General features: G+C 62.3%; 15 protein-coding genes and 1 tRNA gene. 8 read left to right on the top strand and 8 right to left on the bottom strand.

Features of this window, described 5'->3' with window-relative positions; all coding sequences use genetic code 11:
* Positions 1 to 151: 151 nt before the first annotated feature.
* Positions 152 to 2,884 carry a TonB-dependent receptor domain-containing protein gene (locus ATO7_RS09415; protein ID WP_158523137.1) on the bottom strand — a complete coding sequence of 911 codons (2,733 nt, stop codon included), beginning with the start codon at positions 2,882 to 2,884 and terminating at the stop codon, positions 152 to 154.
* Between the two features lie 158 nt (positions 2,885 to 3,042).
* Between ATO7_RS09415 and ATO7_RS09420 the strand changes: the two genes are divergently transcribed.
* Genes ATO7_RS09420 through ATO7_RS09435 form a run of 4 tightly spaced genes read left to right on the top strand, consistent with a single transcriptional unit; the run spans position 3,043 to position 7,014 of the window.
* Positions 3,043 to 3,807: an ABC transporter permease subunit gene (locus ATO7_RS09420; protein WP_083561452.1), complete on the top strand. Its 765-nt coding sequence runs from the start codon at positions 3,043 to 3,045 to the stop codon at positions 3,805 to 3,807.
* Positions 3,807 to 5,114 (top strand): ABC transporter substrate-binding protein, encoded by a 1,308-nt coding sequence (locus tag ATO7_RS09425; protein ID WP_158523138.1) that lies wholly within the window; start codon positions 3,807 to 3,809, stop codon positions 5,112 to 5,114. The genes ATO7_RS09420 and ATO7_RS09425 overlap by 1 nt, the downstream gene beginning before the upstream one ends.
* Positions 5,111 to 6,166 carry an ABC transporter ATP-binding protein gene (locus ATO7_RS09430; protein ID WP_158523139.1) on the top strand — a complete coding sequence of 352 codons (1,056 nt, stop codon included), beginning with the start codon at positions 5,111 to 5,113 and terminating at the stop codon, positions 6,164 to 6,166. The genes ATO7_RS09425 and ATO7_RS09430 overlap by 4 nt, the downstream gene beginning before the upstream one ends.
* On the top strand, positions 6,163 to 7,014 hold the full coding sequence (locus ATO7_RS09435; RefSeq protein WP_083561455.1) for a carbohydrate ABC transporter permease: 852 nt from the start codon (positions 6,163 to 6,165) through the stop codon (positions 7,012 to 7,014). The genes ATO7_RS09430 and ATO7_RS09435 overlap by 4 nt, the downstream gene beginning before the upstream one ends.
* Here the strand turns inward: ATO7_RS09435 and ATO7_RS09440 are convergent.
* The 3 genes from ATO7_RS09440 to ATO7_RS09450 are packed head-to-tail and all read right to left on the bottom strand — an operon-like array spanning position 7,011 to position 13,311.
* The gene (locus ATO7_RS09440) at positions 7,011 to 7,832 is read right to left on the bottom strand and encodes an amidohydrolase family protein (RefSeq protein ID WP_083561456.1); all 822 of its coding nucleotides are present in this window, start codon (positions 7,830 to 7,832) and stop codon (positions 7,011 to 7,013) included. The two genes, ATO7_RS09435 and ATO7_RS09440, sit on opposite strands and share 4 nt — an antisense overlap.
* Before the next feature lie 55 nt (positions 7,833 to 7,887).
* Entirely contained in the window at positions 7,888 to 12,201 is a 4,314-nt protein-coding gene (locus ATO7_RS09445) for an efflux RND transporter permease subunit (RefSeq protein ID WP_083561458.1), read from the bottom strand.
* 9 nt (positions 12,202 to 12,210) lie between these two features.
* Positions 12,211 to 13,311: an efflux RND transporter periplasmic adaptor subunit gene (locus tag ATO7_RS09450; protein WP_146680263.1), complete on the bottom strand. Its 1,101-nt coding sequence runs from the start codon at positions 13,309 to 13,311 to the stop codon at positions 12,211 to 12,213.
* Positions 13,312 to 13,434: 123 nt separating this feature from the next.
* Between ATO7_RS09450 and ATO7_RS09455 the strand changes: the two genes are divergently transcribed.
* Together ATO7_RS09455 and ATO7_RS09465 are read left to right on the top strand one after the other, a co-directional pair.
* Positions 13,435 to 14,100 (top strand): TetR/AcrR family transcriptional regulator, encoded by a 666-nt coding sequence (locus tag ATO7_RS09455; RefSeq protein ID WP_158523140.1) that lies wholly within the window; start codon positions 13,435 to 13,437, stop codon positions 14,098 to 14,100.
* A 146-nt stretch (positions 14,101 to 14,246) separates the two neighbouring features.
* On the top strand, positions 14,247 to 16,730 hold the full coding sequence (locus ATO7_RS09465; RefSeq protein WP_146680264.1) for a DUF6351 family protein: 2,484 nt from the start codon (positions 14,247 to 14,249) through the stop codon (positions 16,728 to 16,730).
* 87 nt (positions 16,731 to 16,817) lie between these two features.
* On the opposite strand, the gene ATO7_RS09470 is transcribed toward ATO7_RS09465, so the two are convergent.
* The 3 genes from ATO7_RS09470 to ATO7_RS09480 all read right to left on the bottom strand — a co-directional run bounded on the left by ATO7_RS09470 (position 16,818) and on the right by ATO7_RS09480 (position 22,245).
* Positions 16,818 to 19,610, bottom strand: a complete 2,793-nt coding sequence (locus tag ATO7_RS09470; protein ID WP_083561466.1) for a bifunctional aconitate hydratase 2/2-methylisocitrate dehydratase — start codon at positions 19,608 to 19,610, stop codon at positions 16,818 to 16,820.
* A gap of 277 nt (positions 19,611 to 19,887) precedes the next feature.
* A complete protein-coding gene (locus tag ATO7_RS09475; protein ID WP_083561469.1) occupies positions 19,888 to 20,568 on the bottom strand; it encodes a transglutaminase-like domain-containing protein in 681 nt (226 codons plus the stop codon).
* A gap of 96 nt (positions 20,569 to 20,664) precedes the next feature.
* Entirely contained in the window at positions 20,665 to 22,245 is a 1,581-nt protein-coding gene (locus ATO7_RS09480) for an isocitrate lyase (protein WP_083561471.1), read from the bottom strand.
* 189 nt (positions 22,246 to 22,434) lie between these two features.
* Here ATO7_RS09480 and ATO7_RS09485 point away from each other — a divergent pair, with 189 nt between their 5' ends.
* Together ATO7_RS09485 and ATO7_RS09490 are read left to right on the top strand one after the other, a co-directional pair.
* Positions 22,435 to 23,388, top strand: coding sequence for a LysR family transcriptional regulator (locus ATO7_RS09485; RefSeq protein ID WP_083561473.1), 954 nt, complete (start codon positions 22,435 to 22,437; stop codon positions 23,386 to 23,388).
* Positions 23,389 to 23,523: 135 nt separating this feature from the next.
* Entirely contained in the window at positions 23,524 to 24,237 is a 714-nt protein-coding gene (locus ATO7_RS09490; protein ID WP_083561475.1) for an alpha/beta fold hydrolase, read from the top strand.
* A gap of 77 nt (positions 24,238 to 24,314) precedes the next feature.
* On the opposite strand, the gene ATO7_RS09495 is transcribed toward ATO7_RS09490, so the two are convergent.
* Positions 24,315 to 24,388, bottom strand: a tRNA-Gln gene (locus tag ATO7_RS09495).
* Positions 24,389 to 24,459: the final 71 nt, after the last annotated feature.

Consider the following 24,459-nt stretch of genomic DNA (forward strand, 5'->3'; position numbering starts at 1 on the left):
TGCCGTCGTTTTGTGATCGCTCCTTGATCACCCGCACTTGGGCCAACAACCGCAACCATCCGCCAGCGATGACGCGATCCGCCGCAAGCGGCGTTAAAGCACGGTTTGTTGAGGATGCAAGAGGCAGGCCAAAGCCCTGAACTTCGCCACGCTAGAGCTGATAGCTCAGTTGCACGCGCAGGGTGCGCCCGAGCAAACGGTAGGTTGAGACATCGGTGTTGGCCACGTCGCCATTGGCCAGAAATGGCGGATCACGATCAAGCAGGTTATCCACCCCCACACTCAGGCTTGCGTGCTCATCAAAGGCCCAGCCGGCATGCAGGTCGTGGTACACGCGGTCAGACACCCGGTTACTGGTGCCGGGGAAAATTTCCCCGCCCTGCTCGCGCAGGCGGCCAATCCACTGCGCGGCATAACCCAACGAAAGATGCTCGGCCTGCCAGGCCAGACTCAAATGCCCCTTCCAGCGGGGGATGGCACCAAAACTGTCCGCATCATAGGCGCCCTCGCCGACAAACGGCGCGGCGTTGGGGAAGGCCTTGAGCTCACGCATCAGCACATGACTGAGCAGCAAGCGTGGCTTGAGCCGCCCACCGGCCAGCGCCATGCTGTAGCTCATGTCCAGATCAATGCCACGCGCCCGTTCGCTGGCGATGTTCTGCAGCTCAGCCCGCACCTGAACGATATTGCCGTGCGCATCGCGCTCAATACGCTGGCAGAAATTGGCCTCACCGGTGGCCAAACACTGGTCGAGCAGCGTATTGGCCCCGAGCGCGGCGATACCGTTATCGATGCGGATGTCGTAGATATCCAGACTGACGAGCAGCCCCGGCCACGCCTGCGGCGACCAGCTCACGCCGGCGCTGATCACATCGGCCTGCTCTGGGGCCAGCGCCGGGTTGCCACCACCCAGCTGCGGGGTTTCATTGCCACTTTGATCAAAACTGCCATCAGCCGGCACGCCTTGCCCCACGCACAGATCGATTTCACGCTGATCCAGCTGGCTGAAGTCGGCACAGGGGTCATCCACGGCAGGATTGGACTGCGCCGTCCCGCCGAAAAGCTCGCCCACGGTCGGCGCGCGAAATGCCTGGCTGTAAGCCAGCCGCAAGACCACATCAGGCTGCGGCATGAATTGCAGGGCGCTGTCGAAAACCCATTCATGATCGAAATTGGAAAAGCGGATCGCACGGGCACCCAGATCAAGATGCAGACGGTTGTCCGACAGCAAGGGCAAACCGGCTTCAACGTACAGCTCATGACTGTCGAAACGGCCGCGTGTCGGCTGGCGCGCCGCGCCGGTGGTGTTGCCCGCCTGAGTCTGCGCATCCGGGGTGTCGTGGGCACGCTCATCGCGATACTCGTAACCTGCGGCCACAGCCACCGGCCCCGCCGGCAGCGCACCAAGCAGACCACCCAGATTGAGGCTGAACACCGCCTGCTCGTTCTCGAAACGATCGCTCAACACGCTCAGCCCAGTGTCTGCCAGCATCGCGGGTGTAATCGAACCAGGCCCGCCGAACAGATTCAGCGGTACACAATCGGTAATCGGTGCCTGCGCGGTTCCACACACGGCCTGGCCTGCCGCATCACGAAATGACGGACCCAACGCCTGCGCCACGCGGTCCGCCAGCAGATCACCATATTGATGCTGGCGCACGCGATTGCGCGCCTGGCTCAGCGCCATATCCCAACGCCATGCACGCCACTGCCCTTCAGCGCCCAGAACCATGCGCCAGGCTGTGTTGTCCTGGGCAAATCCGCGCGCACCGCCCTCGACCAGACGCCGCCGGGCATCGCTGATGGTCTCGCCAAATGGGTTGTAGAGGTTGTCCTGTGAGACGCTCACGCCGGCCAGGCGATTGGTGAAAAACGGCAACGGCGCCAGACGGGTGAAGCTGTCGCGTTGCTGATACAAACCTTCCATGAACAGGCTGGTCTGCGCACTCACAGGATGGCCAAGTTGGGCAAACAACGAGGTGCGCCGGGCCTCCTGCAACAAGTCCTCAAACGGATTGAAATTGAAGCGGTCGTTGTCTTCACCCTGGCTGATCCAGGGCCGGAAATCGTCAGCGGCGTCGCCATCGCGACCGGCGATCAAGGTCAGGCGCTCTCCACTGGAGGGCAAACGAAAATTGCCATACGGCGGTGCCGAGCTGCCGTCGGGGACAATCGCATTGTCCTCCCCGGACACCGTCAGCAGCTGGCGTGAGAAGGCCCGGTCACCCTTGCTGACCGGTTGCTGGTCGAAATACTCGGCGCCCAAGCTCAGTGCCGTGGAACCCAGGCGGGCGCCATACACCGCGCTGAGCGTGGCAGCCTCGCCATCACCACGGTCGCTGCTGCGCCCATCGGCCAGCAGCTGCAAGCCCTCATCAGCCTGATGGGTGATGATGTTGACCACACCGGCCACCGCATCGGCGCCGTACTCGACCGACGCGCCATGGCGCAGAATTTCGATGCGCTCGACCATGGCCAGCGGAAGCATGGCCAGATCAACCACGCCGGCCGTGCCATTGCCGCCGGCCACAAAACGCCGCCCGTTGACCAACACCAGGGTCCGCTTGGCGCCCAGACCGCGCAGCTCAACCGTTTCGATACCGCGCGAAAAACCGCCACCGCTGTCACGCGCGCCCACCGTGGTCCCAAGCGGTGCGCCGGCCATCATCGGCAGCGTCTGCAGATAGCGCCCCACGCTTAAGGCGCCGGACGCGCGCAGGGCGTCACGCCCGATCACGGTGACCGGTGAAGTCAGCGGCAGGTTGTCCAGACGTGAACCGGTTACCGTCATCTTGTGCAGCGACGCCGCATCATCCTGTGCACCGGCCGGGCCCGCCGCAACACCCAACAGCACGGGCAGCAGAATGATTTTTAACACGCGCATCACACTAATCTCTGAGTACTGGCCCCGCCAGCATGGCGTTGCCGCAGCCTGAACCAGGCCAGAACAAGCCCCGGATGGTAGCGCGGCGAGCCGGTCGCGCGCTGTGTTGCAGGTATCATGGGCCGATGCACGGCTTGCTCTCGACATGTCTGAAAATCATGCCTGCGCTGGCTCTGGCCGCGCCGCTGTTTGTGCTGTTGTGTGCCGCATTGTTCCCGCCCGGCAGCGTACCCCACGCCGGACAATGGTGGCCTGACACCCCTAGCCTGGCGTCCCTGCAACGCGCCTGGTCGCTGGCCGGGATGGGACCGGCGCTAGGCTGGTCGCTGCTGATTGCGCTGTCCGGCATGCTGCTCTCGGTGGTGGTGGCCTCGCTCAGCGCATTGGCCATTCATCTCAGCCGCCCGCTACCCCGACGCCTGTTCATCACGGCCCTGGTACTGGCCGCATCCGTGCCCTACACCGCACTGTGGCTGCCGCGCTTTCTGCTATTCAACGCACTGGGTTTGCAGGACACACCGCTTCCATTGCTGGCGCCGGCCCTGCTGGGTGGTGGACCGCTGTTGATCCTGCTCTATCTCTATTCGCTGCGTCACATCCCCATGGCCCAACTGGAGGCGGCACGCCTGGAAGGTCTGGGTCTGATCGGCCTGTGGTGGCAGGTGGTGCTGCCGCAGCTGCGTGGGGCCACCCTGGCTGTGGCGTTTCTCAGTTTTGCCGCGTTCTGGGGCAATGCGCTGGACCCGCTGATCTACCTGCGCAGCGGCGCCGTCACCACCGCGCCACTGGCCCTGCATGGCCTTGAAGTGCTTGGTCAGGGCGAGCTGTCGGTGTGGATGGCCGGTGCGGTCTGGCTGATCCTGCCCATCCTGTTTTTCCTTGTGGCCATGTTGCCATGGCTCAAATCCCAGGAGAGTCGCTAATGCGCCTCATCATGCTGCTCAGTTTGATCCTGCTCGGCTGCACCTCGCCGGATGGCGACACACCCACCCGACAGCAGATCCGCCTGCAACTGGTTGCCGATCCGGTCGAGGTCAGCGCCTATCGTGACCTGATCGCTGCGTTTGAAGCGCAAAACCCGGATATCGAGGTGTCCCTGCGCACCATTGGCCGCCAGCGTGAGCATGTCACCCAGCTGGCCACCGCATTTGCCGGGGGCGGCCCACCGGACCTGTTCCTGATCAATTACCGCCGCTACGGTCAGTTCCTGGGCAAGAACCTGTTGCAGCCCCTGGGGCCAGCCGTGGCGGCACAGGGCGCTTTTGAGCCCGAGGATTTCTACCCCGCGGCACTCGAAGCCTTCCAATATCAGGGCGCCCAGCTGTGCCTGCCGCAGAACATTTCGACCCAGGTGGTGTACTACAACCGCGCGCTGTTTCAACGCTATGGGGTTGAGGAGCCCGCCGATGACTGGAACTGGAAAGCCTTTCACGATGCTGCCCGAGCGCTAACCCGCGACACCGACGGCGATCGCCAACCCGATGTGTTCGGTCTGGATTTCGATCCCGACCTGGTCCACATGGCGCCCTTTGTGTGGCAGGCCGGGGGGCGCATCGTGGACCGGCTGGAGCAGCCCCGCGCCCTGATGTTGCGCGATTACAAAGCCTTGATCGGCCTGATGTACCCCAAACGGCTGCGCACCGAAGTTGGGGTGATGCCACCGCTGGCTCAACGCCGCGCGCTGGGCCCCGAGGCACGCTTCATACAGGGCGGGCTGGGCATGATCATTCAAAGCCGGCGCTACGCCACAGCCCTGCGCAGCGTTGAGGGGCTCGACTGGGACGTTGCCCCTCTGCCGCGCAACAAGCAGGCTGCCACCTTGCTGCACGCCGATGCCTACTGCCTGAGCCGCGCCAGCACCCAGCATGATGCCGCCGCGCGCTTCGTGGCCTATGCCCTGAGCGAAGCCGGTCAGCGTCGCCTGACGGCCAGTGGACGGATCGTGCCGGTGCGCCGCTCGGTCGCCCAAAGTGAGGCTTTTCTTGATCCGGATCTGCCACCCTCTCGCGCCCAGGTGTTCCTCGACAACATCGCGATCGTGCGCCGGTTGCCGGTCACCCCCTACTGGTACGAACTTGAGAATCGCAGCAAGCCGATCATCGAGGAATGGATGTTCGAATCCATGGCCAATGCCGGGGCCGAAGCACAGATGGGCCTGCACGACGGCAACCGTCTGGTCACCCTGATCGACGACGCGGTGGGCGATCTGTTCCCACCGGCCACGCCATGAGCGGCAGCGCGCTGAGCCTGCGCAATGTCACCGTGCGCCTGGGCCACAACACCGTGCTGGAGGATTTCAACCTTGAGGTTGCCGCCGGTGAACGTCTGGTGCTGGCCGGCCCTTCAGGCAGCGGCAAATCAACCCTGCTGCGCGCCATCGCCGGTCTGATCCCGATCAGCGCGGGCGAAATCCGCATCGCGGGGCGTCCGGTACAGCACTTGCCCCCGGGCCAGCGCGCGGTCGGCATGGTGTTTCAGCAGGCGGCCCTGCTGCCTCATCTGAGCGTGCTCGACAACCTGACCTTCGGCTTGCGCGCACGCGGCATGCGCAAAGCTGCTGCCGTGCAGCGGGCGCGCGATGTGGCCGGCTGGCTGGAAATCAGCGCCCTGCTGGAGCGGCGCCCACGCGCGCTTTCAGGCGGTGAACAACAACGTGTGGCACTGGGTCGTGCACTGCTGCGTGAAGGGGGCCTGATCCTGCTGGATGAACCTTTGTCCCAGCTTGATGCACCGCTGCGCGCGCGCCTGCGCGAGGAACTGTTGCGGGTCCACGGCCTGTCGCAGGCAACCATGCTGCACGTGACCCACGACCAGCACGAAGCGATGGCCCTAGGAGACCGTATCGGCATCCTGGAGCACGGCCGCCTGCTGCAGCTTGACCCGCCCCACGCCATCTACGCCCAACCGCACAGCGCGGCGGTCGCGCGTTTCATCGGCAGCCCCGGCATCAACCTGATTCCACTGGCCCGCCAGGGCGATCGCTGGCACTGGGGCGATCATCTCGTACCCGGCCCCGCAACCGAAGGCCGCGCCTTGCAGCTGGGTATTCGTCCGGAGCATCTCAAACCCAGTGATGACCCGACAGCCTGGCCGGTCACGCTCAAACGACGCGAAATTCTCGGCGAGCGCGAGCTGTGGTACCTGAGCGGCCACGATGACCTGGAACTGGTGGCGTCCCAGCCCCTGCAGCCAACGCCGCCGCCGGCCACGCTGCGGATCGCTGCGGATTTTGACCAGGCCCTGTACTTCGAGCCCGGCGATGGTCGCCGCATCCCGGCATGAAACTGATCCCACTGGCGCTGGCGCTGGGACTGCTGGTGTTCGCGCCGCTGCTGATGACACTGGTACTGGGCCTGTTCAGCTTTGACGGCCTGGCGGCCCCGCAGTGGCTGGGCTGGGCCGCCTACCAGCGCATGCTGGACGATGCCCTGTTCCAGCAGAGCCTGCGCAACTCACTGCTGATAGCCGCACTCAGCATTCCCTTGCGCCTGCTGCTGGCGCTGGGCCTGTCGCTGCTGTTGCAACGACCCGGCCGGGCCAGCCGCGCCGCCCTGCTGATCAGCCTATTACCGGTGGTGGTGCCGACCCTGGTCTGGGCCACCGCTTGGTTGTGGTTGCTCAACCCGCATTTCGGCCCGATCGCGGCTGCCCTCGACAACTGGCGGGTGAATGGCGCCAGCTGGCTGCTCAGCGCCGAGGGTGCACGCAGTTCACTGATTCTGATCCTCGGCGTTCTGGCCGGTGAACTGTTGTTGATCCTGGTCGTGGCACGCCGTCAGATTCCGCAGGCCTGGTACGATCTGGCCGCGCTGGAGGGGGTCAGCCGCCTGGGCCAGTTTCGCCTGATCAGCCTGCCGTTAATGGCCCCGATCATCGCCCTGCTGGCCGCGCGCGACTTCGCCATGACCTTTCAGACCAGTTTCATTCCAGCGCAGATCGTGACCAAAGGCGGGCCTCAATTCATGAGCACGATGCTGCCGCAGTACGTGTACGAAAACAGCTTCGAGTACCTGCGCTTCGGTTACGCCGCCACGCTGTCCAGCGCCATGCTCGCCATCACCTTGGTGGTGCTGGTGCCACAGGCGCTGCTGCTGTGGCGCTGGCTCAAGCGGGATGACAATCCGGCCTAAGCCGCCGGCGTCAGGCCAAACACACGCTGTGCATTGCCGCCCAGAAAGGCGGCTTTGACCTCGTCATCCAGGGCCAGCGTATCCAGACCCTGCAAGGCTTTGGCCGGCGTCATCATCGGGTAGTTGGTACCAAACAGCACCTTGTGACGACCATGCGCCTTGAGAAAATCAACCAGCGCAGGCGGATAACGCGTCACGCTGTAGGCCGATGTATCGATGAACACGTTCTCGTGCTTGGTGGCCACCGCAATGGCTTCTTCGGTCCAGGGATAGCCAATATGGCCGCCCACAATACGCAGCTCCGGGAAGTCCAGAGCGACCTGGTCAAGGTAGATCGGCCGTCCCACTTCGCTGGGCATCAGCGGCCCGGTATGACCGATCTGAGTGCAGAACGGCACGCCCAGATCAGCACATGCGGTGTACACCGGATAGAAGCGTCGGTCTGTCGGCGGCACTTCCCACAACCATGGCAGCACACGAATGGCTTTGAAGCCCAGTTCGTTGATGCAGCGGCGCACTTCGCGCAGCGCCTGCATGGGCCGCGAAATATCCACCGAACCGACACCAACCAGACGACCGTTTGAGGCGGCAACAAACTCGGCCACCTCATCGTTTGAGATCATGACGTTGCGCGGCGCAACCCAGGCCGAAATCAGGCTGACATCCACGGCCGCCGCATCCATGGCCGCCAGCGTGGCGGCAACCGGCACCGGCTGGCTCGGCGGTGCACTGCGCGTCCAGCGCCACAGGGACTCGAAAATCGGATCCTGAATATGGCGCAAGGTCGGGTGCTGCGCCCAGGCATCAATAATCATCATCGTGATCTCTTACGTTGTGTGCAAGCAGACAAACCGCCTGCAGATTTAACACAGGCTACAACTCAAGCAGCCCCAAAGCATGGCGCACATCCAGTTGCGCTTCCAGGCGATCCAGGGCCGCGCTCACCCGCCGCGTGCGCTGCTGTTGCAGCACCGCTTCGGCGGCCAGCACATCCTCGATGCGTTCACGCCCGGCCTCGAAACGTGCATTGCGCACAGCCAGACGCTGATCTGCCGATTCCTCGGCTGCTGCGGCCAGGCGCTCGCGCTCCTGCGCCAGTGCCAGATCCTGATAGGCCCGCTCAAGTTCCAGACGCACCTGCCGACGCTGCTCCGCCAGCCGCGCCTGGGCATCCTGCGCCTGGGCCTGGAGCGCGGCGCGGCGGGCCGAGCGTGTACCACCGCTGAACAGCTGCCACTGCACCTGCACGGCAGCACGCACATCATGCTCCGGCTCGATCGGATCACCGTCGGTTTTCAGGGCCGTGAACTCCGCTCCGATCTGAGGCCAGGCCTCGGCCGAGATCCCGCGCGCGCGCAGCTGCAGCGCCCGCACGCTCAGGCTCAGAGCCTGCAATTCAGGGCGGTGCTGCTCGGCCAGGGCGGCGGCCTGATCGCGCTCGGGCACCGATGGCGACAACTTGGGCTCAGCCAGATTCAACCAGTCCTCGGCGCGCCCACCCGCAATGCTGGCCAGCTCATCCGCGAGCAACGCACGCTGATGGCCGATCTCGGCCTGGCGCTGAGCCACCTCGTCGCGGGCCAAACGCACATCCAGCGCATCAGCGCGCAGGGCACGGCCCTGTTCGACTAAAGACTGAACATACTCAAGCCGGGCTTCGCTGCTGGCATGCAGGGCTTCAAACCCACGCGCGCTTGCGCTCAGCCGCAGCTGGGCCAGATACAGCTTGGCCGCACCCAGCGCCGCACTGTCAGCCACGCGCTGCGCGCGCCAGGCCTGAGCCTCGGCATCGGCCTGCGCAGCCGGCACCTGATACAGGCTGCGTGAGGGCTGGAACAAAGGCTGCCGCAAGATCAGCGCCTGCCGCTGGCCCAGATGCTCACCCAGGCGCAGCGCTCCGTTGCCGGTGTCGATCTGGGCCACGCGGTCGCGGTGCAAGGCGCTGTAAGTCACGTCCAGGGTGGGCGCCCAGGCGGCCCGTCGCTGCACCGAGACCAACGCTTGCGAAGCACGCAGAGCATGACTTTCGGCCTGAACCAGCGGCAGCTGACGAGCCTTGTCCATCAGCGCTTCAAGTTCCAGCGCCTGGGCCTGCGCCGGGGCGGGTTGAAGCAGCAGCGTGCCCAGGGCCAGCGCGCCGACAAGCGAGGCGCTGGCACGCACGACCTCACCACCACGCCAGGCCAGCAGCAGACGACACAATGCCGGCACCACGAACAGGGTCAAAGCGGTCGACGTCACCAAGCCGGTGATGATCGGCCAGGCCATCGGCGGCCACATCGTCGAGTTGGACAGCGCCAGTGGTAGCAAACCCGCCACGGTGGTCGCGGTGGTCAGCAGAATCGGCCGGGTGCGGCGCTCCACCGCTTCGGTCATGGCACGCACAAACGGTTTGCCCGCTGCGAGGTTCTGATCAAGCACATCAATCATCACAATCGCATTGTTGACCACAATCCCGATCAGCGCGATGCAGCCCAGCAAAGGCTGAAACCCGAACGGAATACCGAGCAGCGCCAGGCCGGCAATCACGCCGACAAAGGCCAGCGGCACCGAGGTCATCACGATCAGCAAACGGCGGAAGGAATTGAACTGCCAGAGCAGGAAGAACAGCAGCATGGCCAGCCCCAGCGGCGCCACCCCGGCGATCGCCGAATTGGCATCCCCGGAGGCCTCGGCCTCGCCCGCAAACTCGTAGGTCGTGCCCTCAGGCAGATCCAGCGCGGCCAGACGCGGTTGCACCGCATGCAGCACCTGGCTGAACACGAAACCGAAATCCAGCTCGGCAGAGACCAACGCATTGCGGCGCTGGTTTTCGGTGTAGATCGCCCCTGGTTGCCAGCTCAGACTGGGTCGCGCCAGCGCGCCCAGCGGAATGCCCTGGCCCTGTGCATTGAACACCATCACACCTTCAAGATCGGCCGGGCTGGTTTTTTCACCCGCCAGCGAACGTACCAGGATCGGCGCCGGCTCATGAGTTGCACGGTAGCTGCCGATGCGAATGCCCTGGCTGCGGCTGAGCAAGGCTTGCGCCACATCAGCTCGGCTCAGGCCGTAACTCATGGCGTGGGCATCGTCGATCTCGAACTGCATCTCAGGCGCGCCCAGCCCCAGATTGTGGGTCGCGTCGATGGCACCGGCAGTGCTCTGCACGGTCTGCAGAATCATGTCGGTGGCCTGCGCCAGACGCACCGGATCCTCGTTGTAGATGCGCACTTCGATCGGCGAGTCGATCGGTGGGCCCTGGGCCAGAATCTTGGCGATGACATCTGCTTCCGGCAACGCCCGGTGCGCAAACTCACGGATCGCCGCAATAATGCGCAGATTACCCTCGATGCCGGTCGAGCGCACCACCAACCGTGCTCGATTGGGCTGATCGGGGCGACGCAGCAGGTTGTAGTAGAAACGCGGCCCGGAATGGCCCAGGAAACCGTGCACTTCCAGCACATCGGGGTAGCTGCGCAGCGCACGCTCCACAACCCGCGCAACGCGCTCGGTTTCGGCCAGCGTTGTGCCTTCCGACAAGGCGATGTCAACCAGCACCTGGTCGCGGTCGGCCTGGGGAAAGAACTCGGACTCAAGATTGCTCAAGCCCCAGCTCATCAACACCGCGCAACCCACACCGGCGATACCCAGCACCAGGCCGGCACGCTGGCTGCCCAACCCACCGGCCAGGCGCCCCAGTTTCTCCGGCCAGCCACTTTCGACCTGCCCGGCCTTGCCTTGCGGCTTGAGAAAGGTTTCGCCCAGCATGGGGGTGATGACGGTGGCGAAAAAGTAACTCGCCACCAGTGAGATCATGATCATGATCGGCACAGCGCGGGTAAAGTCACCGACCCCGCTTTTCGACACCGCCAGCGGAATGAAGGCCGCGATGGTGGTGCCGGTTGCCGCCAACAAAGGCTTGGCCAGCTGATGCACCGCATTGAGCGCGGCATCAACCGGCGGGTAACCCTGATTGAGCTGGTATTGCACCTCCTCGATCATGACGATGGCGTTGTCGACCAGAATGCCCAGGGCCACGATCAGGCCAACCACCGCCATCTGATGCAGCACGCCACCGCCCAGGGCGTAGAAGGCCAGGCTCATGGCCGCCACCGCAGGCAGAATCACCGCAACCAGCAAGGCCAGCCGCATGCCCATGGAGAACACCAGCACCAGCAGGATGATGGCCACAGCCATGAGCAGCGAGCGCGACAGGCCATCCAGACGGTCCTTGACCCGCCCCGGCTGGTAGAACATTTCCTGAATCTGCAGCGGGGCCAACTGCGGACGCAACGCATCGACCAGGGCGCGCATGCGTTCACCGTAGGCCACCGCATTGATGGTGTTCTGCGCCGCAATCACATCAACCAGCACGGCGGGTTCGCCGTTGTGCCACATCCGCGGCGTGGAGGGCTCCTGCGGCCCCAGCCAAACCTCACTCAGGGCAGCCAGCGGGATGACATCACCACTGGGCAAGCGCACCGGGGTTTGGCGCAACTCCTCGATGCTGCGGAACTCGGTTTCCGGCTTCAGCGTCATGCGCGTGGAACCCGCCACCAGCGAACCCGCACCCAACAACTGCACGCGCCCGGCCAGCTGCTGGGCCAGATTCTGCGCGCTGATGCCATAACGCGCTGCGGTGGCATCTTCCAGCGCAATATTGACCTGCTCACCGGGCTCGCCATACACGTCGATACGCACCAGATCGCCGAGCTGCAGAAACGCATCGCGCAAGGTCCGCGCGGCCGCAGCCATTTGATGCAGATCGTCGCTGCCGGTCACCGCGTAGGTTGCCGTGCTGGTCGTGATCACCCGGTCATCCAGCTCCGGCTCCTCAACACCGGGCGGGAAAAACACCCGAGCGCGATCGATCGCCCGGCGCACCTCATTCCACTTCGATTCGGTGTCGTAGATGTGATCCTTCATCACCACCGTGGTCAGGGCTACGTTGTTGCGCACGGTCGAGCGGACAAAGTCCAGATCAGCAATTTCGCTGATCTCGCGCTCCAAATGGGCCACCACCAGCTTGCGAATCCGCTCCGCATCAGCCCCCGGAAAAATGGTTTTAATCACGCCGCCGCGATACGGAAAAAACGGGTCTTCCTGGCGCGGCATGCTCAGGTAGGCGAGCACGCCAATCAGCACGAACAACACGGTCACCGCCAGATTGAGGCGCCGCGCAGCGAGAACTTGATGCATACGCATGGGCGTCTCCTATTTGACGCGCTCGACGCGCTGGCCATGCTGCAGCCCTGACAGACCAGCGATCACCACCAGATCACCGGCCGCCAGCTCACCACTGACCAGCACCCGCTCTCCGAGGATACGAACGAGCTGAACCGCACGCGCTTCGACCGTATCTTCACGCAGTTGGAACACCCGCGGCGCACCCAGACCAATGTCCACCACAGCCCGCATGGGCACCGACAGCAGGGTCTGTTGCGGGGTCGACGGCAGGGCCACACCCAGGGTCATGCCGGCATGCAGGCGTGCATCCTGAGGCAGACGCACGACCACACGATTCAGCGCGCCGGGCAAGCTGGCCGTGGCGATGCGTGAAATTTCGCCGTGTACATCCAGGGCTTCACCAAACTGCAGCAGCGTGACGTTCTGGCCGAGCTCCAACACCGGCAACATCCGCGCCAGCACGCCGATTTCCAGTTCCAGATGACTCTCGCCGCTGAGCGCAAGCACGCTCTGCCCCGGCGCCACGATCTGACCTTCATCCACCATCACCGCGGTGATTTCGCCGGCAAACGGGGCTTTGAGCCGGGTTTCGTCGAGCAGGGCCTGAGCGCGGGCACGCTCGGCCCGGGCCAGCGACAAGGCTGCCTTGAGCGCCTGTGCATTGGCCTCGACCTGCTCATGCTCTTCACGCGTGGCAGCACCGCTGGCGAACAATCCGTCGACCCGACGCTGGTCGCGCTGAGCCTGGTCATAGCGGGTCTGCAATTCCTGCTCACGCGCCACCGCGGACTCAAGCGCCGGGGCCAGCTGCGGATTGTCGAGCACCAGCAACAACTCGCCGGCCTGCACCCGCTGCCCGACCTCGACCACGCGGCGCGCCACGCGCCCGCTGGTCTGAAATGCCAGATCGGCGCCGCTGGACGCCGTGACCGTGCCACTGAACGGCAACGGCGCAACCGAGCTGATCGTCTCAACCGGTGCGACGCGAACATAGCGCGAGGCATTCGGGGCCTCGTTGGCGGATGCATCCACCGCTTCATCGCTGCCGCCACACGCGGCCACACTCACAACAGCGACCATGCTCAACAGAGCGACGGCAACGCGCTTTTGTGTCTTGATAAACATCATGCGGTTTTCCTCAAAACCTGGTGCACGAGCGGCATCGATGTTGCGCTCGAGCAAATGTGAACAGCGGCAACATAAGCACCCATGTTGACATTGTCAACATTAATTTCGCACCATAGCGCCGTAATGACGCGCTCTTCTGAAAAATCGGCCTACCATCACGGCAACCTGCGTGCCGCACTGCTGGATACCGCTCGTTCACTGGTTCAGGCGCAAGGCCTGGACGGCCTCACATTACGTGCCGTAGCCGAACGACTGGGCGTGTCACGCAGTGCGATTTATCGCCACTACAGCAGCAAAGATGAGTTGCTTGGCCAAATCATCATGGAAGGTTTTGAGCAGTTGCGGGCAGCCACCGCCGAGGCTGCGCAGCAACGTGCCAAGCGCACGGAAAGCTGTCCGCTGGATCAGCTGCACCATATGGGCCTGGCCTATATCCGTTTCGCGGTGGAGCACGCCGACCTGTATGACCTGATGTTCCATCCCAGCCTGATCGGACGCAGTTGCGACACGGTGAAGATGGCCTCTTTGCGCTCGTACGAAGTGCTCACCGACATGCTGCAGCGCTGCCAGCAGGCCGGCCAGATCAAAGCGGGCGAGCCGCACCGCCAGGCCTTTGCCATCTGGGCTTCGCTGCATGGATTGGTCAGCCTGTGTCGGGGGCGCCCACCGCACGCGGTGCCAGAAGCCACCCTGGAGGGCGGCTTTGAGATGCTGCTAGAGCAGCTCATGGCGGGGCTGGCCACACAGCAGCAATGGCGCAGCGTGCTGCAAACCGACACATCCGACTGAGTCATCGGAGTGCCGAACAGCGCGCCCGGCACAAGCCATGCATGCACTAAACTGATGCGGTCACGAATGACCCACAGAACAAAACCTACTCAATAGGAGCGACGACGGAGCGGCGCCACCTGAGCCTCACCAGGAGACCGCCGACCATGAATAAGCCGTCTGCAACCTTGCTGTTTCTGATCACCCTGACTGCCTGCGGTGGCGGTAACGGCACCAGCACCCCGACACCGACACCCACCCCACCGCAATCCACCGCCTCGCCAACACCGAACCCAACGTCTTCGGCAACACCATCACCCTCCGCCAGCACGTCACCCTCGCCTACCGCCACACCGGGACCACAAAGCGCCACGCTTAAAGTTGTCTCCAACCGTGCGGATCTGATTTCTGGCGGCGATGTGTTGATTCAGGTCGAACTTGACGACGCCGCCGATGCACCCCAGCTGGTGGTGCTGCGCGATGGCGTGGACACCGGAGCATCCCTCAGCGCCGCCCCCGCAACGCCGAATGTACTGCTCGGTCTGGTCGAAGGCCTGCAACTGGGCGAGAACACGCTCACGACCAATTTAGGCGGCAGCGTCAGTGTCATCAATCATCCGATTGGCGGACCGGTCTTCACCGGCCCGCAGATCCAACCCTGGCACTGCGGCAACGCGGATGCGAGCGACGCGCAGTGCAATCAGCCGGTGACCTACGCATGGCTATACAAATCCAGCGACCCCACGGCTGCAGGCCTGCTGCCCTACGATCCGGACAATCCACCAGCCGATGTGGCCACCACGACCACCGACAACGGCGAAACCATCCCGTTTCTGGTGCGTGAAGAATCCGGCTATCAGGCACGCGACAAATACACGATCTACACCCTGCACAAAGCCGACGAAGCATGGACGCCGGCCAGCCCGCAATCGCAGTGGAATGGGCGCCTGCTGGTCACGCACGGTGGCAATTGCCGCGGCGATCACGACACCAGCTCGCCGCGTTTCGACGATTACGCCGGCACCATTCCGGCCAATCCCGCGATCGAGCAGTCCTATATCGCCGCTCTGGGCCAGGGCTGGGCGGTGCTTTCCACCGCCCAGCTCAACCTCGGCCACAACTGCAACCTGTCGTATCAGGCCGAATCGTTGCTGATGGCCAAGGAGCGTTTTGTCGAACAGTACGGCGCGCTGCGTTATACCGTCGGCACTGGTTGCTCGGGCGGCGCCATCACGCAGAACATGATTGCCAACGCCTACCCCGGCCTGTACCAGGGCCTGCTCACCACCTGCACCTACCCGGATGTGATGAGCACCGCGACCCAGTTTGCCGACTATCACATCCTGCTGCGCTACTTCGGCACCATTGATGACATACCGGCCGGCTTCCCCGCTTCGGCCCAAGAGCTGCCGGTCACCCAGGACGAAATCGCCTTCACCACCGCGCGTGACGGCACCAATTTCACCGTGGCACAGCAAAATGCTATCTACGGCCATCCCAACGGCATCGTCAACGCCTACCTGGCCAATGACGCCCTGTTTGCCGAAGCGGTCGATCCGCAGTCGTCTTGTGGCGGCATCAGCGATGAGGCGCGCTACCATCCGGACACCAACCCGTCCGGCGCACGTTGCGACGTGCTGACCTTCATGCGCAACATGGTCGGCCCGCGTCAGCGTTTCGATCTCAACGGCAACGACCGCTGGTCAGCCAATGAAGTGCTGTTGGGCCAGGGTTTTGCCGGCTTTCCGCTTGGCAATCAGGGCGTGCAGTACGGCCTGGGCGCATTGCAGAGCGGCCTGATCACGCCCGATCAGTTCCTCGCCCTCAACGTGAACATCGGCGGCGTCGACACCGACCTGAACGTCACCAGCCAACGTCTGGCCCCGGACACACCGGCGCTGCCCAACGCCTACCGCAGCGGCATCCTCAACACCATCGTCAATATGGATACCGTGGCCATCATCAACATGACCGGCCCGGACCCCGGCGCCGCACACGACAGCGTTCACGGTTACTGGGTGCGCTGGCGCCTGGAACGCGAGTTCGGCCATCGAGACAACTTCGTTCACTGGGGTGGCGCCACGCCGCTGATCGGCAATCCGTCGTTCATGAATGATGCGCTGTTCGCCATGGCCACATGGCTGGATGCCGTTGAAGCCGACACTGGCGATGCTGCACTGGCCAACAAGATCATCAGCAACAAGCCCGCCTCACTTGAGGATCAGTGCGAGCTGATCCCAGGCCAGATGTGCCCCGAAGAAGCCATGATGGTGTTCGGCACGCCACGCACGGTGGCCGGGGATGACATCTATGGTGATCAAGTCCAGTGCCAGTTGCGCCCGTTCAGCCGCGAGGACGACTATGGCTTCGCCAACGACGGTCTGCCGGCACCCTTTGCTGACTGGACTGAAGCGCAATGGTTGCAGCTGGAAAGCGCGTTCGACGTCAACGGCACGCCAATGGTGTGCGACTGGTCAAAACGCCCCTTGCAGTGGCAGCCCACGATCACCTGGCTGCGCTATCAGGACGAACTGGGCGACATGATCACCGGTGGCCAGCAGATGAGCCCCGCCGATTACCCGACCGGCTGGGCCAGCGCCGCCTTCCGCAAGGTCTGGGAACCGGGCTGGCAGGCCGACCCGACACGCTGAATCCGGGGCGCCGCTCCGGACCTTTGGCGGCATAAAAAAACGCCACCGTGAAGGTGGCGTTTTTGTGCGCTCGGACAAGCCCGCGAACTAGTTGATCGACGTGCGCGGCACCGGCTGCTGATCAATCGGCGGAGCGAACTTGGTCAGTTCGATGCCGTCCACTGCAGCCTTGTACTCATCGATGGTCGGCGTACGACCAAGAATCGTCGACAGCACCACCACCGGCGTTGAGGCCAGCAGGGATTCGCCCTTCTTGTCGTCACTGTCTTCAACAACACGGCCCTGGAACAGACGCGTCGAGGTGGCCATGACGGTGTCGCCTTTCTCGGCCTTTTCCTGGTTACCCATGCACAGGTTACAACCCGGCCGCTCCAGGTACATCATGTTCTCGTAGGAGACGCGCGCTGCGTTCTTCGGTGCGTTGTCGTCAAACTCGAAACCGGAATGCTTCTGCAACACGTCCCAGTCACCTTCGGCCTTGAGTTCATCGATGATGTTGTAGGTCGGCGGCGCCACCACCAGCGGTGCCTTAAAGGCGATCTGCGGGGTCTGCTTCTCCAGGTTGCGGAACATCTGGGCAATCACCTTGAGATCGCCCTTGTGCACCATGCACGAACCAACGAAACCCAGATCAACCTTCTTCTCACCCTTGTAGTACGACACCGGACGGATGGTGTCATGGGTGTAGCGACGCGAGACATCGGCGTTGTTGACGTCCGGGTCAGCGATCATCGGCTCGGTGATCTGATCCAGGTCCACCACGAACTCGGCAAAGTACTTGGCGTTGTCATCCGGCTTGAGCGCCGGGTTTTCACCGGAGCGGATTTCCGCGATGCGCTTGTCGGCCATCTCGATCAGCCCGTGCAGGGTCTTAGCCGGGTTTTCCATGCCCTTGTCGATCATGATCTGGATGCGGCTCTTGGCCAGTTCCAGCGATTCGATCAGGGTGTCGTCATTGGAGATGCACACCGCCGCCTTGGCTTTCATCTCGGCGGTCCAGTCGGTGAACGTGAACGCCTGATCGGCCAGCAAGGTGCCGATATGCACTTCCACCACGCGGCCCTGGAACACGTTGTCGCCGAACTGCTTGAGCATCTGTGCCTGGGTTGCATGGACCACATCACGGAAGTCCATGTGATCTTGCAGACTGCCCTTGAAGGTGACCTTGACCGACTCGGGGATCGGCATGGTGGCCTCACCGGTGGCCAGCGCCAGCGCTACGGTGCCGGAGTCGGCGCCGAATGCCACGCCTTTGGACATGCGGGTGTGCGAGTCGCCGCCGATGATCACGGCGCGGTCATCCACGGTGATGTCATTGAGGACCTTGTGAATCACGTCGGTCATCGAATGGTAGACACCCTTGGGGTCGCGTGCGGTGATCAGGCCAAACTTGTTCATGAAGCCCATCAGCTTCGGAATGTTGGTCTGCGCCTTGCTGTCCCACACCGACGCAGTGTGGCAACCCGACTGGTAGGCACCGTCGACCTTGGGCGAAATCACCGTGGCGGCCATGGCTTCGAGTTCCTGCACCGTCATCAGACCGGTGGTGTCCTGCGAACCCACGATATTGACGGTGACACGAACATCGGAGCCGGCATGCAACAGCTTGCCTTCGGCCACGCCAACGGCGTTGCGGTTGAAGATCTTCTCCACCGCAGTCAGGCCCTGACCTTCGTACGAAATTTCCTTGGACGCTGCAAACACAGCCGGCGCTTCAATGCCCAGCGTTGCCGCAGCAAAACTCTGCAGTTTCTTGCCAAAGACCACAGCGTAGGAGCCGCCGGCCTTGATGAATTCAAGTTTCTGCGGGGTGAACGACGAGGAAATGTCAGCCAGTTCCTTGGTGCCGCTTTCGTCGTACAGTTTCTTGGTCTTGGAATTGATCGTCAGCACTGTGCCGTTGGCAACCGAGTAACGCTCTTCCAGCACCGGGTCACCATTGGCATCGAGCACCGGTTGACCATTGTCGTCGAGTTTCTTGACCCAGTTCTTCAGATCAAGACCGATACCGCCGGTCACACCCACGGTGGTCAGGAAGATCGGTGAAATACCATTGGTGCCCGCCACCACTGGTGCAATATTGACGAAGGGTACGTAGGGACTGCCCGGCTTACCCATCCACAGAGCCACGTTGTTGACCCCGGACATACGTGAGGAACCCACGCCCATGGTGCCTTTTTCAGCCACCAGCATGACCCGTTTGTCCGGGTGCTGGGCCTTGAGCTGCTCGATCTCGGCCTGAGCCTGCGGCGAAATCATGCATTTGCCGTGCAGTTCACGGTCGGAGCGCGAATGCGCCTGGTTGCCGGGTGACAGCAAGTCGGTCGAGACATCACCTTCTGCGGCGATGTAGGTCACCACTTTGACCTCTTCGTCCGGCTCAGGAAGCTTGGTGAAGAATTCAGCCTGGGCATAGCTTTCAAGCACGTCCTTGGCAATTGCATTGCCCGCGGCATAGGCCTCTGCCAGACGGTCGGTGTCGGCTTCGTACAGGAACACCTGCGTCTTGAGCACCTCAGCCGCCTGCGCGGCGATCTGGGCATCGTCACCCAGTGCCAGATCCAGCAGTACGCCAATCGACGGACCGCCTTTCATGTGCGACAGCAGTTCGAAAGCAAAAGCCGGGGTGATTTCAGGCACTTCAGCCTGACCCAGAATGATCTCCTTGAGGAAGGCCGCCTTGACGCCCGCCGCGCTGGTGGTGCCCGGCAGCGTGTTGTAGATGAAGAACTTGAGCGAATCTTCGCGATGCTCGTGGGCCTGATCCTTGATCTGCGCGATGATCTCGCTCAGCAGTGCGCTATCTTCGATAGGTTTGGGGCTCAATCCATGCTCTTTGCGAGCATCGATGTCTTTGAGATAGTCCTGGTACAGGCTCATATATCTGGTTCTCGATGAGTAGTTGGAGATCGAACGACAGGCAACCGTCAGACCCAAGCATCGCGACGAACGGGCCAACAACGTTTTCGCAAAAACGTGTAGGCTCAGTCTTGCTGATGGCTGATCCGGAGAAGTCAGCGCTAGGCGAATTCTCCTGATGCTGAGGCACGCCGAACGGGCGATTTATCCGGACAATTTTAGCAATTCCGGCTGATAACAGGAAATGCGCCGCAGGCGTAAGCATGCGCCCGACAAGGCGTCGCCGCGCCGATCTGATTCAGGATGCTGTTTCGCGATTCACATCAGCGCTGAAATCTGCGCCCTGGATGGCATCAAACACCCCGGGATACTCGCGCTCGAAAGTCGTCTGCATCTCGCGCAGGGGCACGTCGGCATAGGCGCCGCGAAAGTTGAGGTATTCCATATGCCGCTCGCCGGCCTTGTCGAACGGGTGATAGATCGAATCACTACGCCCGTCGAACTCCAGCGGGTGCAAGCCGAACTTATCGCACAGCTCGATGTTGAAGGCCGGCGTGGCCTTGCGCCACTCACCGTCCAGCCAGATGTCGGTGTAACCGTGAAAAAAGAACACGTCGGTTTTCAGCGTCTGGCGCAAACGTTCTGTGGACAGATGATTGCGCACATCGGCATAGCCCAACCGCGCCGGGATGCCCTGCGCACGACACACCGCCGCCAGCAACACAGCCTTGCTGACGCACCAGCCATATCCCTGTTCCAGCACGCGGCTGGCACACAGGCCCGCCACACTCAGATCGATGCGATAGGGGTCGTAGCGAAAGCCATCACGCACCGCGTAGTACAACGCCACAGCGCGCGCCGTATCGCTTCCCGCTGCGGCGTGAGTGGCGGCAAAGCGCTGCACCTGCGGATGGTCGCTGTCGATGAATGCGGTCGCACGCAGATACTCGGCATGCGGGGCCTGATGGGTTGACGTCATGGGCTCTCCTTGGCCGGGCATGGTACAAATTTCAGACACAAAAAAAGAGGGCGATGATGTCATCGCCCTCTTCGGAGGTACTGCTGAATCGGTTTTTTAGAACTGATTCATGGTGTTGTCTTTACCAGCAGCCTTCAGCGCGGCTTCACCAGCAAAGTATTCCTTGTGGTCATCGCCCATGTCCGAACCGGCCATGTTCTGATGCTTCACGCAAGCGATACCCTGACGGATTTCCTTACGCTGCACGTTGGCCACATAACCCAGCATGGCTTCCTTACCGAAGTATTCCTTGGCCAGGTTGTCGGTCGACAGCGCGGCGGTGTGGTAGGTCGGCAGGGTGATCAGGTGATGGAAGATGCCAGCTTCGCGGGCACCATCAGCCTGGAAGCTGCGGATCTTGTCATCAGCGGCAGCAGCCAGCTCGGAATCGTCGTAGGACACGTTCATCAGGTCGCCGCGATCGTAAGCCGACACGTCCTTGCCTTCAGCAGCCCAGGCATCGAACACCTGCTGGCGGAAGTTCAGGGTCCAGTTGAACGACGGGCTGTTGTTGTAAACCAGCTTGGCGTTCGGGATCACTTCACGCACGCGGTTCACCATGCCACCGATCTGGCCAACGTGGGGCTTCTCGGTTTCGATCCAGATCATGTCAGCGCCGTTCTGCAGCGAGGTGATGCAGTCCAGCACGCAACGATCTTCACCCGTGCCAGCGCGGAACTGGAACAGGTTGGACGGCAGGCGCTTCGGACGCACCAGCTTGCCACCCTGGTTGATCAGGACGTCACCATTTTTCATGGTTTCCGGGGTCACTTCTTCCACGTCGAGGAAGCTGTTGTACTGGTCGCCCAGATCACCCGGCTCGCGGGTCACAGCAATCTGCTTGGTCAGGCCAGCACCCAGGGAGTCGGTACGAGCAACGATCACACCGTCGTCCACGCCCAGCTCAAGGAAGGCGTAGCGCACAGCGCGGATCTTGGCCAGGAAGTCTTCGTGCGGCACGGTGACCTTGCCGTCCTGGTGACCACACTGCTTCTCGTCGGACACCTGATTTTCGATCTGGATGCAGCAAGCACCCGCTTCGATCATCTGCTTGGCCATCAGGTAGGTCGCTTCAGCGTTACCGAAACCAGCATCGATGTCGGCAATGATCGGCACCACGTGGGTTTCGTAGTTGTCGATCTGGGCCTGGATGGCCGGCTTGTCGGCGTCGGAAGCGGCGTCGAGCTGACGGAACAGGCCGCCAAGTTCACGCGCATCAGCCTGGCGCAGGAAGGTGTACAGCTCTTTGATCAGGCCAGCAACCGAGGTCTTCTCGTGCATGGACTGGTCAGGCAGCGGACCGAACTCGGAACGCAGGGCCGCAACCATCCAGCCGGACAGGTACAGGTATTTCTTGTCGGTGGAACCGAAGTGCTTCTTGATCGAGATCAGCTTCTGCTGACCGATGAAGCCGTGCCAGCAACCCAGCGACTGGGTGTACTTGGAGCTGTCACGATCGTACTCCTCCATGTCTTTGCGCATGATTGCTGCGGTGTAACGCGCAATGTCCAGACCGGTTTGAAAACGGTTCTGCGCCTTCATGCGAGCGGCGTATTCCGGGTTGATTGCATCCCAGCTGCTGCCGGCTGCATTGCGCACGCTGGTCAGCGCGTCGATGTCGTCTTGATACTGAGACATGATGGAAGGACTCCAATAACGGGTAGTAAACGAGACTTCGCAAAACACCCGGAGGTGCTGTGCGGATCGCGATGTTACCGATACTTGCGGAATAAATATAATAAATGAGAGCAATACACATGATTCACCCCGCAAATAATCCAAGCAAAGCGCCGCGCCAGCGGGGCTGACAACACCGGCTGACCCGCTATGGCGAACCCGCGATTCGATCTCAATTTACTCCGCAACCTCGACATGCTGCTGCGCGAGCGCAGTGTGACCGGCGCCGCACAGCAACTGGAGCTGAGCCAGCCGGCCATGAGCAACAGCCTGCGGCGTCTGCGCCAGCTGTTTGGCGACCCACTGCTGGTGCGCACCAGCGAAGGCATGGTGCCGACCGAGCGCGCACTGGCCTTGCAACCGGTTATCCGCGAAGTGCTGGCCACGGTGGAACGTGCCGTTCAGCCACAGACCGAGTTCGACCCCGCCCGCTCAGACCGCGTGTTTAGGATCATGGCCAGCGATTACGCCGAATCCTCGTTGCTGCCGCATGTGTTGCGTCGGCTGCGCGTCGAAGGGCCGCAGGTTACGCTGGACATCATGACGCCCAGTGACGTGAGCTTTCCGGATGTCGAGCAAGGCAAGGTCGACATGGTGATCAACCGCTTCGATTCGCTGCCCCAGTCGCTGCATCAGAAGGTGCTCTGGAGTGACCGCTTTGCCTGTTTGTGCAGTCGCGACAACCCCATCAATGCCGCCTTCAATCTGGACAACTATCTCGCCGCCAAACATGTCTGGGTAAGCAAGACCGGCATGGGCATCGGGGTCGGCATGAATCCAGCCAATGTGCAGCGCTTGGGCTGGGTCGACGAAGCGTTGACGCGGATTAACAAGAAACGCCAGATCAGCGTGTTCACCCGACACTATCAGGCCGCCATGTTGCTGGCCCAACAAAGCGACCTGATTGCCACCCTGCCCACACGTGCGGCCAGCCTGGAAGCGCACAATCCTTTGATCGCTGTCCATGCCCCACCATTCGACATACCGCTGATCGAGTTGACCATGGCGTGGAGCCCACTGTTGCAGCACAATCCAGCACATCAGTGGATGCGCCGGCTGATCATCGATGTTGCCGATCGCAGCTCCAGCGCGTTTGAGGTATAGGTTTCGAACATGACAAAGAACGCTCATCCGAATTCATCCCACACCGACCACTACAACATCAAAACCGTCCTGGGCGACGTCCACGTCCAAGCATGTGGCCAAGGTCCGGCTATGGTTTGCTAGTCAAGCCTGCTGATGAACAGCGTGATGTGGGGCGGTCAGGTCGAGCACTTCGCCAACAGCCATCGCATGATCCTGATCGACCCGCCGGGCCACGGACGCAGTGCCGCGCTGAGTCGAAACTTCACGATGGAAGAATGCGCCCTTTGCCTGACCCAAGTGCTGGACGTCCTTGAGATCGAAGATTGCGTTTTGGTCGGCAACTCATGGGGCGGCATGATGGGCGGGGTCTTCGCAGCGCTTTACCCTCGCCGCGCCCGCGCCACAGTCCTTATGAACTGCACCGGCGCCCGCGCCGGACTCAAGCAGCGGCTTGAGTTTTTTGCCTTGTCCGCATTGCTGCGCCACTTAAATTCTGTGCCAGATCTGCTGATCAACCGCGCCGTAGCAGCTTTCGCGGGACCAACAACCGAACGCACCAAACCAGAGGTGATTGACTTCATCCGTAGCACGGTAGCAACGGTCAACTCGAAATCGGTGAGCTGGGCCATCGAAAGCGTCGTGCCCCGCCGAGCCGACCACCACCAGCTACTGGGCGCAATTGATTGCCCGACGCTGGTCATTGCAGGTCGAGAGGACCGTACCTTTCCCGTCGCCGAAACCGAAAAGATGGCTCAAGCCATCCCGGGCGCTCAGTTCAAGGTGCTAGACGCTGTTGGGCATCTGGCAGCCCTCGAAGCACCTGGGCGCATCAACCAGGAAATTGAAGCTTTCTTGAGCCGCATCTAAACAAGGCGGCGCCCTTGGCTAACCGCCACGCCATCAGCACAAACAAAAAAGCCCGCTTGCGCGGGCTTTTTCTTGTATGGCTGGGGGTGAGGGATTCGAACCCCCGCTGACGGAGTCAGAGTCCGTAGTCCTACCACTAGACGAACCCCCAGTAACTTTCAGCATGCCAGATCCATGATCTGGCCTTGCGGCCAGCGACTCCAGCAAAAACTGAAGCCGCAA

The sequence above is a fragment of the Oceanococcus atlanticus genome, assembly GCF_002088235.1.
Lineage (GTDB): Bacteria > Pseudomonadota > Gammaproteobacteria > Nevskiales > Oceanococcaceae > Oceanococcus > Oceanococcus atlanticus.